This is a genomic window from Curtobacterium sp. AC273, from assembly GCF_979253735.1.
Map to the genome: position 1 here is coordinate 1 of NZ_CEEDDU010000009.1, position 13303 is coordinate 13303.

The 13303-nt window shown below is 72.1% G+C and carries 11 protein-coding genes and 6 pseudogenes; 2 read left to right on the forward strand and 15 right to left on the reverse strand.

Annotated features, from left to right (window positions below; genetic code table 11):
• The 5 genes and pseudogenes from ACZ8AI_RS14675 to ACZ8AI_RS14695 form a co-directional block, all read right to left on the reverse strand.
• Positions 1-1038 (reverse strand): annotated as a pseudogene (locus ACZ8AI_RS14675) (HAD-IC family P-type ATPase); the annotation flags it as partial.
• 11 nt (positions 1039-1049) lie between these two features.
• Positions 1050-1286, reverse strand: a complete 237-nt coding sequence (locus ACZ8AI_RS14680) for a potassium-transporting ATPase subunit KdpA (RefSeq protein ID WP_464859218.1) — start codon at positions 1284-1286, stop codon at positions 1050-1052.
• 91 nt (positions 1287-1377) lie between these two features.
• Positions 1378-2730 (reverse strand): annotated as a pseudogene (gene kdpA / locus ACZ8AI_RS14685) (potassium-transporting ATPase subunit KdpA); the annotation flags it as partial.
• A 557-nt stretch (positions 2731-3287) separates the two neighbouring features.
• Positions 3288-3797, reverse strand: coding sequence for a WYL domain-containing protein (locus ACZ8AI_RS14690; RefSeq protein WP_464859219.1), 510 nt, complete (start codon positions 3795-3797; stop codon positions 3288-3290).
• Positions 3798-3862: 65 nt separating this feature from the next.
• Positions 3863-4054: pseudogene (locus tag ACZ8AI_RS14695) on the reverse strand (hypothetical protein); the annotation flags it as partial.
• Between the two features lie 3 nt (positions 4055-4057).
• Here ACZ8AI_RS14695 and ACZ8AI_RS14700 point away from each other — a divergent pair.
• On the forward strand, positions 4058-4822 hold the full coding sequence (locus ACZ8AI_RS14700) for a VOC family protein (RefSeq protein ID WP_464858833.1): 765 nt from the start codon (positions 4058-4060) through the stop codon (positions 4820-4822).
• A 400-nt stretch (positions 4823-5222) separates the two neighbouring features.
• On the opposite strand, the gene ACZ8AI_RS14705 is transcribed toward ACZ8AI_RS14700, so the two are convergent.
• Both ACZ8AI_RS14705 and ACZ8AI_RS14710 read right to left on the reverse strand, forming a co-directional pair.
• Entirely contained in the window at positions 5223-5366 is a 144-nt protein-coding gene (locus ACZ8AI_RS14705) for a hypothetical protein (RefSeq protein WP_464858834.1), read from the reverse strand.
• A gap of 382 nt (positions 5367-5748) precedes the next feature.
• Positions 5749-5919 (reverse strand): hypothetical protein, encoded by a 171-nt coding sequence (locus tag ACZ8AI_RS14710; RefSeq protein WP_464858835.1) that lies wholly within the window; start codon positions 5917-5919, stop codon positions 5749-5751.
• Between the two features lie 634 nt (positions 5920-6553).
• Here ACZ8AI_RS14710 and ACZ8AI_RS14715 point away from each other — a divergent pair.
• Positions 6554-7490, forward strand: a pseudogene (locus ACZ8AI_RS14715) (aldo/keto reductase).
• 282 nt (positions 7491-7772) lie between these two features.
• Here ACZ8AI_RS14715 and ACZ8AI_RS14720 read toward each other — a convergent pair.
• The 8 genes and pseudogenes from ACZ8AI_RS14720 to ACZ8AI_RS14755 form a co-directional block, all read right to left on the reverse strand.
• Entirely contained in the window at positions 7773-8873 is a 1101-nt protein-coding gene (locus ACZ8AI_RS14720) for a glycoside hydrolase domain-containing protein (RefSeq protein ID WP_464859220.1), read from the reverse strand.
• Positions 8813-9010, reverse strand: a complete 198-nt coding sequence (locus tag ACZ8AI_RS14725) for a hypothetical protein (protein WP_464859265.1) — start codon at positions 9008-9010, stop codon at positions 8813-8815. Before ACZ8AI_RS14725 ends, ACZ8AI_RS14720 begins: the two co-directional genes overlap by 61 nt.
• A complete protein-coding gene (locus ACZ8AI_RS14730) occupies positions 9007-9318 on the reverse strand; it encodes a glycoside hydrolase domain-containing protein (protein WP_464859221.1) in 312 nt (103 codons plus the stop codon). The genes ACZ8AI_RS14725 and ACZ8AI_RS14730 overlap by 4 nt, the downstream gene beginning before the upstream one ends.
• Before the next feature lie 105 nt (positions 9319-9423).
• A complete protein-coding gene (locus ACZ8AI_RS14735) occupies positions 9424-9738 on the reverse strand; it encodes a glycoside hydrolase domain-containing protein (protein WP_464859222.1) in 315 nt (104 codons plus the stop codon).
• A gap of 197 nt (positions 9739-9935) precedes the next feature.
• Positions 9936-10025, reverse strand: a pseudogene (locus ACZ8AI_RS14740) (hypothetical protein); the annotation flags it as partial.
• Positions 10026-10320: 295 nt separating this feature from the next.
• Positions 10321-11211 (reverse strand): annotated as a pseudogene (locus ACZ8AI_RS14745) (hypothetical protein); the annotation flags it as partial.
• A gap of 533 nt (positions 11212-11744) precedes the next feature.
• Positions 11745-12614, reverse strand: a complete 870-nt coding sequence (locus tag ACZ8AI_RS14750; protein WP_464858836.1) for a protein kinase family protein — start codon at positions 12612-12614, stop codon at positions 11745-11747.
• A gap of 138 nt (positions 12615-12752) precedes the next feature.
• The gene (locus ACZ8AI_RS14755; RefSeq protein WP_464858837.1) at positions 12753-13040 is read right to left on the reverse strand and encodes a protein kinase domain-containing protein; all 288 of its coding nucleotides are present in this window, start codon (positions 13038-13040) and stop codon (positions 12753-12755) included.
• Between the last annotated feature and the right edge of the window lie 263 nt (positions 13041-13303).

The following is a 13303-nucleotide window of genomic DNA, read 5'->3' on the forward strand; positions in this document are numbered from 1 at the left end:
CCGCGACGGAGACCCCCGGCACCGGCACCACGCGGGAGGCCCGGCGGTTGCCGTACGTGATCGTCCCGGTCTTGTCGAGCAGCAGGGTCGTGATGTCCCCGGCCGCCTCGACCGCACGGCCGGACATCGCCAGGACGTTGTTGTGCACCAGGCGGTCCATGCCGGCGAGCCGAATCGCCGAGAGCAGCGCCCCGATGGTGGTCGGGATGAGGCAGACGAGCAGGGCGATGAGGACGGGCACGCTCACGGTCGCTCCGACGAGCCCGGCGATCGGTTGCATGGTGAGGCAGACGATCACGAAGACGATCGACAGCGACGCGAGCAGGATGTTCAGCGCGATCTCGTTCGGGGTCTTCTGCCGCGCGGCACCCTCGACGAGCCGGATCATCCGGTCGATGAAGGTCTCGCCGGGGGTCCGAGGTGATCCGGACGACGATGCGGTCGGAGAGCACCCGGGTGCCGCCGGTGACGGCGCTGCGGTCGCCGCCGGACTCACGGATCAGGGGCGGACTTCCCCGTGACCGCCGCGGACTCGTCGACGGACGCGATGCCGTCGATCACGTCGCCGTCGCCGGGGACGACCTCGCCGGCGACCACCACGACGACGTCGCCCTTGGCCAGGTCGACGGAGGCGATGTCCTCGGTCGTCGCCGCCAGGGCGGCCGCGTCCGTGGACACGTAGTCCACGACCCGGCGTGCGATGGTCGTCGAGCGGGTCTTCCGCAGGGTCTCGGCCTGCGCCTTGCCGCGGCCTTCGGCCACGGCCTCGGCCAGGTTCGCGAAGACGACGGTGAGCCACAGCCAGACGGCGATCGCCGTCGTGAAGACGGACGGCTCTGGACGAACGCGGTCGCGGTCGTGAGTGCGGCACCGATCTCCACGATGAAACATCACCGGGTTCCGCCACATGAGTCGCGGATCGAGCTTGCGGAGGGCGCCCGGGAGGCCCGCCACGAGTTGACGGGGTCCGAACGCGGACGAGCGGGTGGCCGGCCTGGAGGCGCTGGTCGCCTCGGGCGCGGAGGTCGCGGTGGTCATGGTGTCGGCTTTCATCGGGCGAGGGCTTCTGCGAGCGGACCCAGTGCGAGCACCGGGAAGTAGGTCAGTGCGGTGACCACGATCGCGACGCCGCCGAGCAGCACCACGAAGAGCGGTCGGTGGGTGGGCAGCGTGCCGACGGTCTCCGGCACGCGGTCCTGCGCGGCGAGCGACCCGGCGAGCGCCAGGACGAGCACCATCGGCAGGAAGCGGCCGAGCAGCATCACGACTCCGAGCGCGGAGTTCATCCACGTCGTGTTCGCGGTGAGGCCGCCGAGACGCGGAGCCGTTGTTGTTCGCGCCGGAGGTGAAGGCGTACAGCAGCTCGGACAGTCCGTGGTTGCCGGGGTTGAAGATCGAGGTCCCGAGCACCTGTTCGCGCACCCCGGGGAGGAGGAGCGACAGACCGGTGCCGAGCAGCGCGAGCGTCGGGGTGACGAGGACGTAGATCGACGCGAAGGTCATCTCGCGGGCACGGATCTTCTTGCCGAGGTACTCCGGCGTCCGGCCGACCAGCAGCCCACCGATGAAGACCGTGATCACGGCGAGGACGAGCATCCCGTAGAGGCCGGATCCGACACCGCCGGGCGAGATCTCGCCGAGCATCATGTTGACGAGCGCCATCATCCCGCCGATCGGGGTGAAGCTGTCGAACATCCCGTTGACGGCACCGGTCGAGGTCGCCGTCGAGGTGGTCCCGAAGAGCGTCGTGCCGAGGATCCCGAAGCGGACCTCCTTGCCCTCCATCGCGGCGCCCGCGGCGTGGGTGGCGCTGCCGCCGGCACCGAGCTCGGCGATGGACATCACCGAGAGCGACACCAGGAAGATCGCGCCCATCACGGCGAGGATCGCGTAGCCCTGTCGGTCGTCGTCCACGAGGCGGCCGAAGGTGCGCGGCAGCGAGAACGGGATGACGAGCATGAGGAAGACCTCGACGAGGTTCGTCCACGCCTGCGGGTTCTCGAACAGGTGCGCCGAGTTGACGTTGAAGTACCCGCCGCCGTTCGTGCCGAGTTCCTTGATGGCCTCACCGGGCGACGAACCCGTCCGGGAGGTGCTGCGTCCCACCGGCGAGCGTGGCGACGTCGGTGCCGGCACCCACGACTGGACGACGCCACCGGCGATCAGGACGATCGCGAAGAGGAACGCGCCGGGGAGCAGCAGGCGACCGGTCACCCGGACCACGTCGGCCCAGACGTTGCCGATCGTGCCGGTGCGGCGACGGGCGAAGCCGCGGACCAGTGCCACCGCGACCGCGAGCCCGGCGGCGGCGGACAGGAAGTTCTGCACCGCGAGGCCGGCCATCTGGACCGAGAAGCCGAGGGTGACCTGGGCGAGGTAGGACTGCCAGTTCGTGTTCGTGACGAACGACGCGGCGGTGTTGAACGCCAGCGACGGGCCGACTGCGGGGAGCCCGAGGTCCCCCGGCAGCGACCTGGATGCGCTGCAACGGGTAGACGAGCAGGAGCCCGACGACGCTGAACAGCAGCACGCCGCGGAGGTACGCGGGCCGAGCTGCTCGGCGTCCGGGTCGACGCCGATGAGCCGGTACACACCACGCTCGACCCGAGCGTGCCGGACCAGGGTGAAGACGCGGGCCATCCAGTCGCCGACCGGGCGGTACGCCGCGACGAGCAGCAGGACCACGGTGGCGACCTGGACGATGCCCGCCCAGACGTCTGCGGCGCCCATCAGAACCGCTCCGGGCGCACGAGCGCCCGGGCGAGGTAGACGACTGCGGCGATGCCGAGGACGGCGGCCGCGATGGTGGTGCCGATCGCAGCCGTTCCACCCCCTTGGCGATCAGTGTCACCACGCCGAACACGGCGAGGACACCGGCGACGACGAACACGTCGAACACGAGGGACTCCAGAAGGATCTGCGGTGTCCGCGCCGGGTGACGCGGACCGGCACCACGTGTGGTGCCGACACCGATGCTGTGTCCTCGGCCGCGCCTCCAGGCCGGTCCTGACGGTTCCCTAACGCGCTCCTGACGGACGCATGCGCCTCGCTAGCGCGCGCTCGCACCCCGCAGCCGGTCGGCGAGCGCGGTGGTCACCGCGCGGAGCTCCTCCGGACCCTCGACCGTGAAGTCGACGGCGGGGGCCGCGAACGCCGCCGCGAGTGCCTCCCACGACCACGAGCCCCGGGGTCAGACGGCACCGATCCGGGCCGAGCGCCTCGAGCTCGGCGTCGTCGAGGCAGGTACGGTGCGATGCTCCCCGCCGGTGCTTCGAGTACCGCCGTCCCTACGCAGGGCCAGACGTCGTCGTGGTCGGACCCTTGAATCGAGCGGAGACGAACGCCGACGGGTCGCCGCCGGGGATCTCGCGCGGCACGAAGACGACGCGCGTGCGGAGCCTCGGCGCGATGCGGTCGATCCGGTGCGTGCGCCAGTCCTGCCGGTCGAGGTCCCAGTCGAGCAGGTACCAGCGGCGGTTCCAGGCGATACCGCGTGCAGTTCCGCGTGCCGGGGCGCCTCGTCGTCGCCGTAGCCGAAACGCAGGACCTCGCGGAGGTGCACCGCCTCGGTGACCGCGACGAGCACGTCGGCGTCGGTGCGGGTGCGGCCGGTCGTCGTGACTGCCCGCACGGCGTCCATCCGGGTACGGAGTCGCGCGGGCATGACCTGGCGGACCGTCGCGAGCGCCCGCGCGGCGGACTCGGCGATGTCCGCACCGGAAGCGGGCGCGACGGCGAGTGCCAGCGCAATGGCGACGGCCTGGTCGTCGTCGAAGAGCAGCGGCGGCAGGTCCGATCCCGCCCCGAGCCGGTAGCCGCCGGCCGGGCCGCGCAGGGACTCCACCCGGTAGCCGAGGTCCCGGAGCCGCTCCACGTCGCGGCGCACGGTCCTCGGGCTGACGTCGAGACGGCCGGCGGGCTCGTCGCCCGGCCGGTCGCGGTGCACCTGCAGCGGCGGAGAGCAGGGCGAGCATGCGCGACGAGGGTCCGGCCATGTCGGTCCGTATCGCCGGAGAAGCGGACACGATCTGACCGGATCGATCGACAAGCTCATCCCATGAGCATCGAAACGACACCCCACCTCAACTTCGACGGCGACGCCCGCGCGGCCGACTTCTACGCATCGGTCTTCGGCGGCGAGGTCGCCGCGATGACCTACGGCGCGATGGGTGCCTCCGGCGGCCCGGACTGGGCCGAACGGATCGTCTGGGGCCAGGTGGCGACCGCCGCCGGGCTCCAGGTCATGGCGTTCGACGTCTGGCCCGGGCAGCCGTACGACCAGGGCACGAACGCCTTCTACCTGTACGTGCACGGGGACGACGCCGCCGAGGTCGAGCGGTACTGGGGCGCACTGTCCGAGGGCGCCGAGGTCCGGCAGCCGCTCCGGACCGTCGGCGTGGGCACCGCTCGCCGGGCAGCTGCGCGACCGCTTCGGCGTCGTCTGGCAGCTCGACGTCGCCGCGCCGCAGGGTGTAGGTCAGCGCGGGCGGGGATCGGTGTCGAGCATCGCCATGCACACGGCATCGGTCCACACGCCGTCCCACCGCAGGGCGTCGCGCGCCCGGCCCTCGACGACGAAGCCGATCTTCTCGTAGGAGCGCTGCGCCGCCGGGTTGAACGCGTACACCTCGAGCGACACCCGGTGCAGCCAGGCCACGTCCGAACGCCCAGTCGACCACCGCACGACCGGCCTCCGTGCCGTACCCCTGCCCGCGCAGCGTCGGCCCGGCGAGCGCGATCCGGTAGTTCACCGCAGAGGTCGTCCTCCCGCTCGAGCTCGTTGAGGACGACCTCGCCAGGTACGTTCCCTCGGCGTCGGTGATCGCCGAAGTCCGCCCGGTCGTCCGCGCCGGGGAGCTTCGCTCGAGGTGCGCGCCCGGACCTGGTCGCGGGTGAACGTGCCACGAAGGTGCCGGTCGGTCGCAGCGCGTCCTGGTCCTCGAGTGCCGCGAGCAGATGCGTCGAGGTGCTCCGGCCCGAGCTGCACGAGCGCGAGGCGTTCGGTGGTCAGGGTCGGCTGCGCGGCGAGCCGGTCGGTGATCACGCTCATGGGCACCAGAGCCTAGGGCGTCGGCGTCGGCGTCGGCGCCGCCTCGACCTGGAGGACCCCGCTGACCGCAGCCTCAGCCATCGGTGTCGTCGCAGAAGGAGTAGTCCCAGTTGTCGATGCCTGCGACGGCGGTCTCTACCGCTGCCGCCGGGGAAGTCGCGCGGCAGCGTGATCAGCTGCGGACCACGACGCGTCGAAGCGGTCCGAGTTCCGGACGGAGACCCGTCGGCCGTTCCTCGATCGGCTGGGGTGACCGAGACCTCCCATCCGGCGTCGGGAACCCGGTCGCGGCCACGTCCTTCGACGAGACGGTCACGATCTTTCCTAGGATGCGCGGTCGCCGGCGCGACGGTGAGCCGGGGAACACACCCGCCGCCTCGCGGGCCACGCCGCCCGATGACGCGGTGCACCCGACATCGCACCAGCGCCCACGACCAGCGCCAGACCGACCGCGACGAACCCCCGGACCCGCATGCCGCCGAGCCTAGTCAGGCCCGTCCGTCCCCCGGCGCGATGTGGATCGGACCGCCGGCATCCGCGTTCGGCAGGTCCGGATCCGAGCATTGCGAAAAATCGGTCAGGGCGTTCCTCAGCGCGTGGGCGTCCAGGTGCTGATCGTCACGGCCGCCGTGACCGACGCGGCGGCGAACACCGCGTCGGGTGCGACGTGGTGGTGGCTCGGGCCCATGTGCACCACGTCACGTGCACGTCCTCGGCGGTGGGTCCAATCCGTCCAGGGTCAGGTCCTCGGAGGACCGCTGCACGAACCCCGGCGTCAAGGAGTCGTGCAGGCGTCGTTCCTTCTCGGGGTCCACCGTGATCGTCGCCTCGGCGAGCTCCGCCAGGTGCCCGGTCCGCGGCGTCACCACGACGAAGCACACCGTCGGGGTGCAGCACGCGGGCGTACTCGGTCTGGTTGCGGGGTGCGAAGACGTCGAGCACGGCGGCTGCCGCGCCGTCGACGACCGGGAGGCGCTCCGTCACGTCCCCGACGACGGCCTTCGATCAGCTCCGGTGCCCGAGCCGCGCGACGGATCGCGACCGGCGACAGGTCTGAAGCGACCCCGCGCCTCCCGTCCGCCGCGCGGCAGCGTATGCGCGAGGTAGGTCCCGGGGCCGGAACCGACGTCGAGGACGATGCCCGGGGCGGTCGCCTCGGCGTCGACCGCGGCGAGTGCCCGCTCGACGGGTGCGTAGTGTCCGCGGCGGAGGAAGCGCAGGCGGGCGTCGACCATCTCCGGGGTGTCCGCGGTGAGGGGCCCGCCGTCTCGCCGGCAGGAGCGTCAGGTGTCCCTGCTTCGCCTCACGTCGAACCGGTGTCCGGTCGCGCAACCGACCTGCCCGGGACCGGCTGCGGGCGAGGGGCTCCGCGCGGGCGGGGCAGGCGGCATCGGCAGCAGGTCGTCTCGCACCCGTTCAGCGTGCGGGCGCCGGCGAGGCGGGCCGTCACGGGTACGGGCAGGGCCTGCCTGTCCGCGGGTGCCGGTGGCAGGATCGTGGAGCGTGAAGACACTGGAGTTGCCGCAGTTGGTCCTCACCGCCTCCGACGTCATCGTCGGCCTGATGCGGATCAACGACATGAGCGACAAGGACATCCGCTCGCTCTCACGCGGCGTCGCGCGACGCCGGCGTGACGATGTTCGACCACGCGGCGGTGTACGGCGAGTGGCACGGCTGCGAGGAGCGCTTCGGCGCTGCCCTGGCCCTGTCCCCGCCGAGCGCGCCGAGATCGTGCTGCAGACGAAGGTCGGGATCCGGCCGACGCCGCACGGCGCCTACTTCGACTTCTCGTACGAGCACATCCTCGAGTCGGTCGAGGAGTCGCTCACCGCCCTGCGCACCGACTACATCGACGTCCTGCTCCTGCTGCCCGACGCGCTCGTCGAGCCGGAGGATGCCGAAGGCGTTCAGCGAGCTGCACGCTGCCGGCAAGGTGCACCACTTCGGCGTCTCGAACCACACCCCCGGCCAGGTCGAGCTGCTGAAGCAGCACGTGCAGCAACCGCTCGCGTTCAACCAGGTGCAGCTCAGCATCACCCACGCCAACGTCATCGCCCAGGGCGTGTCCGCCGACATGGGCGGCCTCGACCAGTCGATCGACCGCGACAACGACATCCTCAACCCGCCGCGGCTGAACGACTACGTGACCTTTCTGGGCCTGGTCGCCGTTCCAGAAGGGCTTCTTCGACGGCGTCTTCCTGGGTGACCGCGAGCAGTACGCGGAGCTCAACGACCTGCTCGACGAGATCGCGGCGGCTGCGGCGTCACCCCGACCGGCATCGCGGTCGCGTGGATCCACCCGGCACCCGCGCACTTCCAGGTCGTCCTCGGCACGACGAACCCGCAGCGCGTGCGCGACTCGGCGGCGGGCTCGGACGTCGAGCTCTCCCGCGCGCAGTGGTACCGCATCTTCACGGCCGCGGGACACGCCGTTTCCTGACCCGGCACCGCTGACGTTCCTTCCTAGAACGCATGCGATGCATTGCGCTTTCGGGGCGTACCCGGTCGGAACTTCCAGACCGGGTACGCCCTATTCGTCCGAGTACGCCCGGTTCGACCAGGCGCTCGCTGTCGTCGGAGGAGTCGGCGGACGTCGGCACCGGCACCGGCACCGCGATGTCCACGGGCGACACCGCCGCGGGGTCGGCGGACGCGCCACCCACCACGTCGGGCGAGATCCCGAGCATCGCCGGGTCCTCGTCGAGCTCGAGCCCGCTCTCGGTCAGCTGGTCCTCGGGGATCGCGCGGCCCTGGGACGGATCGAACGAGTTCGCAATCGACATGCGGACGAGCATGCCGGGCGCGCTTGGCAATCTGCCAAGAGCGGGCCCGGCTTGCGCGACTGTGGTCGGGGTCGTCCGGGTGCAGGCGGTCGCCGGCGTGCGGGCGGCGGAAAGACCGGTCCGCCGCCGGCCTCGTCCTCGTCGTGGTGGTCGACCGGCGAGGCGCTCGGGTCGTCGGAGTCCTCGCCGACGTCGGCGCCGCGCAGTCCTCCTCCACCTGGAGTTCGTCCTCGTCCAAGGTGCGTCCGCAGGGACGGAGCGGCCGGGCTGTTCGGGATCGAAGGTGCGCTCATCGACATGCGCCGAGCATGCTCCGGTCGGGTGAACGGCGGGTCAGCGCTGTCCGTCGGCCGCGATGAGTTCGAGCTGGGTGAGCTCCAGGTCGAGCGCGCCGTGAACACGAACGCGGAACCGCTGCCCTGCCGCCGGAACACCCGGGTCTGGCCGGCCCAGTCGAAGACGGCGTCCTGCACCGTGACGCGGGTGTCGCCGAACGAGGCCTCCCGCGAGTACGTGCCGGGGGTCGCCACGGTCACCGTGTAGAGCGAGCTCTCGACCGGTGCGACGTCGAAGGCGACCGACGACCCGGCGGCGAGCGCCGTCACCGTCCGTCCGACGTCGTCCGAGGTCGGAGACGTGCACGGCAGCACGTCGACCGGGGTGTCCCGGTAGCCGTGCACGTCGGACGCGGACACCGGGCGGGTGTCCGACGCCCAACCCTGCGGCGTCTCCGACAGCGTGAACTCGATGCGTGATGCCCGCACCACCACGTCGTGCGGGATGCTGACCGACGTCCAGGGCGAGCCGTCGACCGTCACCGACGCGACGTACGCGCCCGTGGAACCAGCGGCGATCTCGATGACGGTCTCCGCGCCTCCCGGCTGGCGCAGCACCGTCCTGCGGACCGACGGCACGAGCACGTAGGAACCGGTCGACGGCGCCAGGGAGGTAGAGGTCGTGGCGAAGACGTACCACGCGCTCATCTCGCCGTTGTCCTCGTCGCCGGGGTAGCCCTGGCCGAGGTCGGAGCCGACGAACAGGCGCTCGAGGGCCTCGCGGACGACCCGGTGCGCGTCGTCGTGCCGATTGTGGTGAACATCGGGAAGAACGGGATGTGGTGCGCCGGCTGGTTCGACAGGCCGAGCATGCCCATCCGGATGTCGCGGGCCTCGGTCATCTCGTGGATCGGGAAGCCGCGTAGGACCCGGACCGGACGGTCGCTCCGGTCTCCGGCGTGGCGAAGAACGCGTCGAGTGCGGCATCGAACCGCTCCGGTCCGCCGTGCAGGTCGACGACGCCGGCACCGTCGTGCGGGGCGGTGAAGGCCGTGCCCCACGCGTTCGTCTCGGTGTAGTCGTCGCTCCAGTCACGCGGGTCGAACTCGGTGCCGATCCGCCACGAGACCGTCCGGGTCGCGGCCGATGAAGAACCCGCGCTCGGAGTCGAAGACGTTCCGGTACTGCAGCGAACGGTGTGAAGAACCACTCCGCCTCGGCCTCGTAGCGGGCGAGGTCCGCCGGCGTCTGGGCCCGCGCGGCAGGTGGCTCGCCATCACCGCCAGCCCCCAGTCGTTGATGGCCGCGTCGAGGGTCAGGACATCCCCTCGTGGGTCGCGGTGTCGACGTGGCCGCGGAAGGCGCCCGGGAGGCTCCCCTTGCGCCCGACACGCTCGTCCCGTGGCGGGACGGTCGCGTTGCGCAGTGCGCTCCGGTACGCCTCCGCCAGGTCCAAGCCCTTGACGCCCTTCGCTGCGAGGTCGGCGAAGACGGTGTCGCTCGTGGTGCCCGTCCATGCAGTCCTCGGCTCCGGGGCACTCCAGCGAGGCGTCCAGCCGCCGTCGTGGTGGTGCTCGACGAAGCCCTGCGCCGAGTTCGCCCGCCGTCTCCGGGGTGAGGAGCGCGACAGCGCTTGGCCACGCTGTGCGGTAGGTGTCCCAGAAGCCGTTCGTCGTGGTGAACGGGCCCTCGACGATCTTCGGGGCCGGGTTCGTCGCGGATCGGCTCCGCCTGCACGGCGCCGTACGGGGAGCGGTGCCGCGGCACCCCGTCACGGGCGGTCTCCCCGGCACGGTTCGGGTAGAGGAAGAGCCGGTACAGCCCCGAGTACAGGGAGGTCAGCTGGTCCGGGGTCGCGCCGTCGAAGGACAGGGTCGCGAGCTCGGCCGTCCAGCGTTCCCCGGCGACGGCGACCATGGTGTCGAACGACCCGGCGGCGTCGAGGTTCGCGCGGGCGTCCTCGGCCGAGACCGTCGAGATGCCGAGCAGCACGTCGGTGGTCGGCTCCCCCGACGGTCAGCCACCCGCGCAGCTCCTGCTCGCCGACGGTCGTGTGGTCCGCCGTCACACCCGGGACCCGGACGTGCACGTGGTGGGGCGGAGTGCCCGGCCGGTCGTCGAGCAGGGCCTCGACCACGGCGGTGCCGTCCGTGACCGTCACCGAGACGTCGGACACCCGGCCGTGGTGGTCGAGCACGACGCTGCGGGCGCCGGTGAAGCGGTAGCCGAGCGCGAACTCCCCCGCCGTCATCTCGGCCGTCACGCCGGGGTCGAGGGCGACCCGGTAGCGGTGCGGCCCGTCGAGTTCGTCGTCGTGGTCGAACCCGAGCGCACGCGCCGAGCGGTCCGGGTCGTGGGGGTGCCCAGCGGTGAGGGCATCACTCTGGAAGACGCCCCGATCCCCCATCCACGGCGACGGGATGTGGCTCGTGGCGAACGCCTGGATCGCCGGACGGAGTCGTCCCTCGGCGTCGACGCGGCCGTGCTCCTGGTAGGCGTACGGCCAGCGGTTGCTCGACGCGTCGGTATAGAGCAGCCCGAAGACCCCGCCGTGCGGCACGCCGACGAGGGGCGCGTTGTTGCCGCGGGAGAACCGGGGAGGACGCCTGGGTACCGCGGGTCGTGCGGACGTGGTCGAGCGGGGTGGCCGGGGCCGGGTGTGCGGCCTCGATCCGGACGTCGTCGAAGCCCAGCCCGCGCAGTGCCGGGCGTGCGTCGTCAGCTCGAGGTCGGGCTGCGGGGCGGAGCCGAGCCGCGCCTCCAGGCAGGTCCACGACCCGACCCGCGAACGACGTGAGGTCCACCGCACGTCCGGTTCCACTGGTCGAGCCACTGCTTGCGGGCGCCGTCCTGCGCCGCTGGCGTCAGGGCGGTCACCGTACTGGTCGTGCACGTCCGTGGTGTCGCTGAGCCGCGTGCCGTCGGAGAAGACGACGTCGAGCGCGAAGGTGGTGGCGTCCCAGAAGTGCGGCAGGTCCGCCTCGGTGGGTTCGGTCGCCCCGTCCGGCAGCGTCCGCTCCGGGAACCACACCCACGACAGCTCGTCGCCGCCCCTGGATCGTCCGACCGTCGAAGCCAGGGACCACGGCGACCGCGGTCGCATCCCCGCTGGGCCGTTCGACGAGGAAGCCCTCTGCCGATCCGAACCCGACACCGTTCCGCGCCGCGACCGCCGTCGTCGGGCCACCGCTCCGTTGCAGTTCTCGCACGCTGTCACCCCCTATTTGGTCCAGCGTCTGGATGAAAACCCGCGGCGTGTCCTGTCAGGGCTTGTTCTGCTCCGGCGCGTTCTCCGAGTTCCCCGGTCCGGCGGGGCCGGCGCCACCCGTCCCCGTCCCGTTCGCTGCCGTGTCGGTGCCGGTCTGCGGGTCCTCCAACGGGTTCGTGACCGGCGTGCTGGGCTCCGGCCCGACCGACGGTTCGCTCGGCTGTTCCTCGGGGCTCACTCGGCCGTGCTGCTCCGGCTCGCTCAGCTGCTGCTGTTCGGGTTCGCTCGGCTGCTGTTCCGGCTCGCTCGGCTGCTGCTGTTCGGGTTCGCTCGGCTGCCGCTCGAAGGGCTCGCTCGGCTGCTGCTGGTCGGTGGGGCCTGGAGGGCTCGCTCGAATTCGTCGGCGCGGGCGTGGGAGTCGTCGCCGTTCAGCGCGAAGAGGGCCACACCGATGCCGGCGAGCACGAGCACGATGACGACGACTGCCGCGATGATCCACGGTCCCGCGCCGGCGCCGCCGCTTCGGGTCGTCTGCCCACGGGCGCCGGAGGGCTGCACCGACCGGACCACGCGTAGCTGGCCCGGTCCGCCGGGTTGGCCCGGTCCGCCGGGTTGGCCCGGTCCGCCAGGGTTGGCCCGCTCCGGCGCCGCGCTGCGCGCCGAGGACGGTGGTCGCGACGTCGTCGGAGGCGCTCGGGGCAGAGCACGCCCAGCACGGGGTCGCGTCGTCCGCGCCGTCCGCACCGTCCGGCCTGGAGGCGCCGCTCACCGGCATCGCACTGCGTCGCCTCGTCGGCGTGGGCGGCTCCGGCAGCACCCGCCGCTGCGGCACCGGCCATGCCGGCCGCTCCGGCCCGCGTGACCTGTGCCCGGCCCACCGGGCATGAGCTGGGTCGCCGTCGAGACCTCGTCGTGGCCGAGGGCCGGAGACGCTGGGCTGCACCGGCGGCGCTCGGACGCTCCGCCGGGTCCTGCGCCGTCATCACGTGCAGCAGCGTGCGCCACGCGGTCGGCAGGTGCTGGTCGTCTCCGGGCCGCGGGTGAGCCGTGCGGTGGCCGACTCGACCGCGCTGCCCGGGAAGGGCCGCCGGCCGGTCAGGCACTCGAGGAGGACCAGGCCGAGCGAGTAGACGTCCCGCCTTGCCGCTGATGCCCTGCGCGGTCACCTGCTCCGGTGCGAGGTACGCGGCGGTGCCCATCACGGTGCCGGTCCCGGTGACGCGCGCGGCGTCGCGGAGCAGCGCGATACCGAAGTCCGCGAGCTTCACGTGCTGCGAGCCGTCGCTCTCCAGCAGCACGCTTCGCCGGCTTCCACGTCACGGTGGACGATGCCCTGCGCGTGGCACCGCGGCGACAGGCCGTCGGCCACCTGCGCTTCCACCCGCGCCGTGGTCGCGGGGTCGAGCGCACCCTCACGCATAGCCGCGTCGGCCAGGTCACTCGCCCGGGACGAGTTCCATCACCAGGTACGAGTCGCCGGCGGCCTGGTCGAGGGCGGCGTCGTAGAGCGTGACGAGCGCCGGCTCCGGCAGTCCGGCGAGGGTCTGGATCTCGGCCTCGGCCCGTGCCCGCTCCCTGTGGTCGACCGGTCCGATGCGGAACACCTTGACGGCGACCTCTCGGCCGAGCTGCTCGTCGACCGCTCGGTAGGAGGCGGAGGCCATGCCGCCGTGACCGAGTGTGCCCGTGACGCGGTACCGACCGCCGAAGACCCGTTCTTCCATGCGGGGGAAACCTACCGGGAGGACCTGACGGGGCGCGCACCTGGGGAGGAGCGGAGGCGGCCGGAGACCGTGCTCCGACCGCCCTGAGACCTACGACAACCAGCAGGATCGCGGCCACGATGACGTTGCCGTCGCTCGGCCCGAGTACCTCGAGCACGACGACGAGCCGCCTGCGGTCACCCGCAACGATGTCGGTGTTCGCCATCGCCGGCCTCCGTTCCCAGGAGCAGGAGACCGCGGGTCCGAGCTCCCCTTCCGGATGA

Bases quoted from the DNA above. Each gene is read 5' to 3' on its own strand.
- ACZ8AI_RS14680 (WP_464859218.1), bottom strand. From the start codon at position 1,286: ATGAACTCCGCGCTCGGAGTCGTGATGCTGCTCGGCCGCTTCCTGCCG.
- ACZ8AI_RS14700 (WP_464858833.1), top strand. From the start codon at position 4,058: ATGAGCATCGAAACGACACCCCACCTCAACTTCGACGGCGACGCCCGC.
- ACZ8AI_RS14725 (WP_464859265.1), bottom strand. From the start codon at position 9,010: ATGACCGAGGCCCGCGACATCCGGATGGGCATGCTCGGCCTGTCGAAC.
- ACZ8AI_RS14755 (WP_464858837.1), bottom strand. From the start codon at position 13,040: ATGGAAGAACGGGTCTTCGGCGGTCGGTACCGCGTCACGGGCACACTC.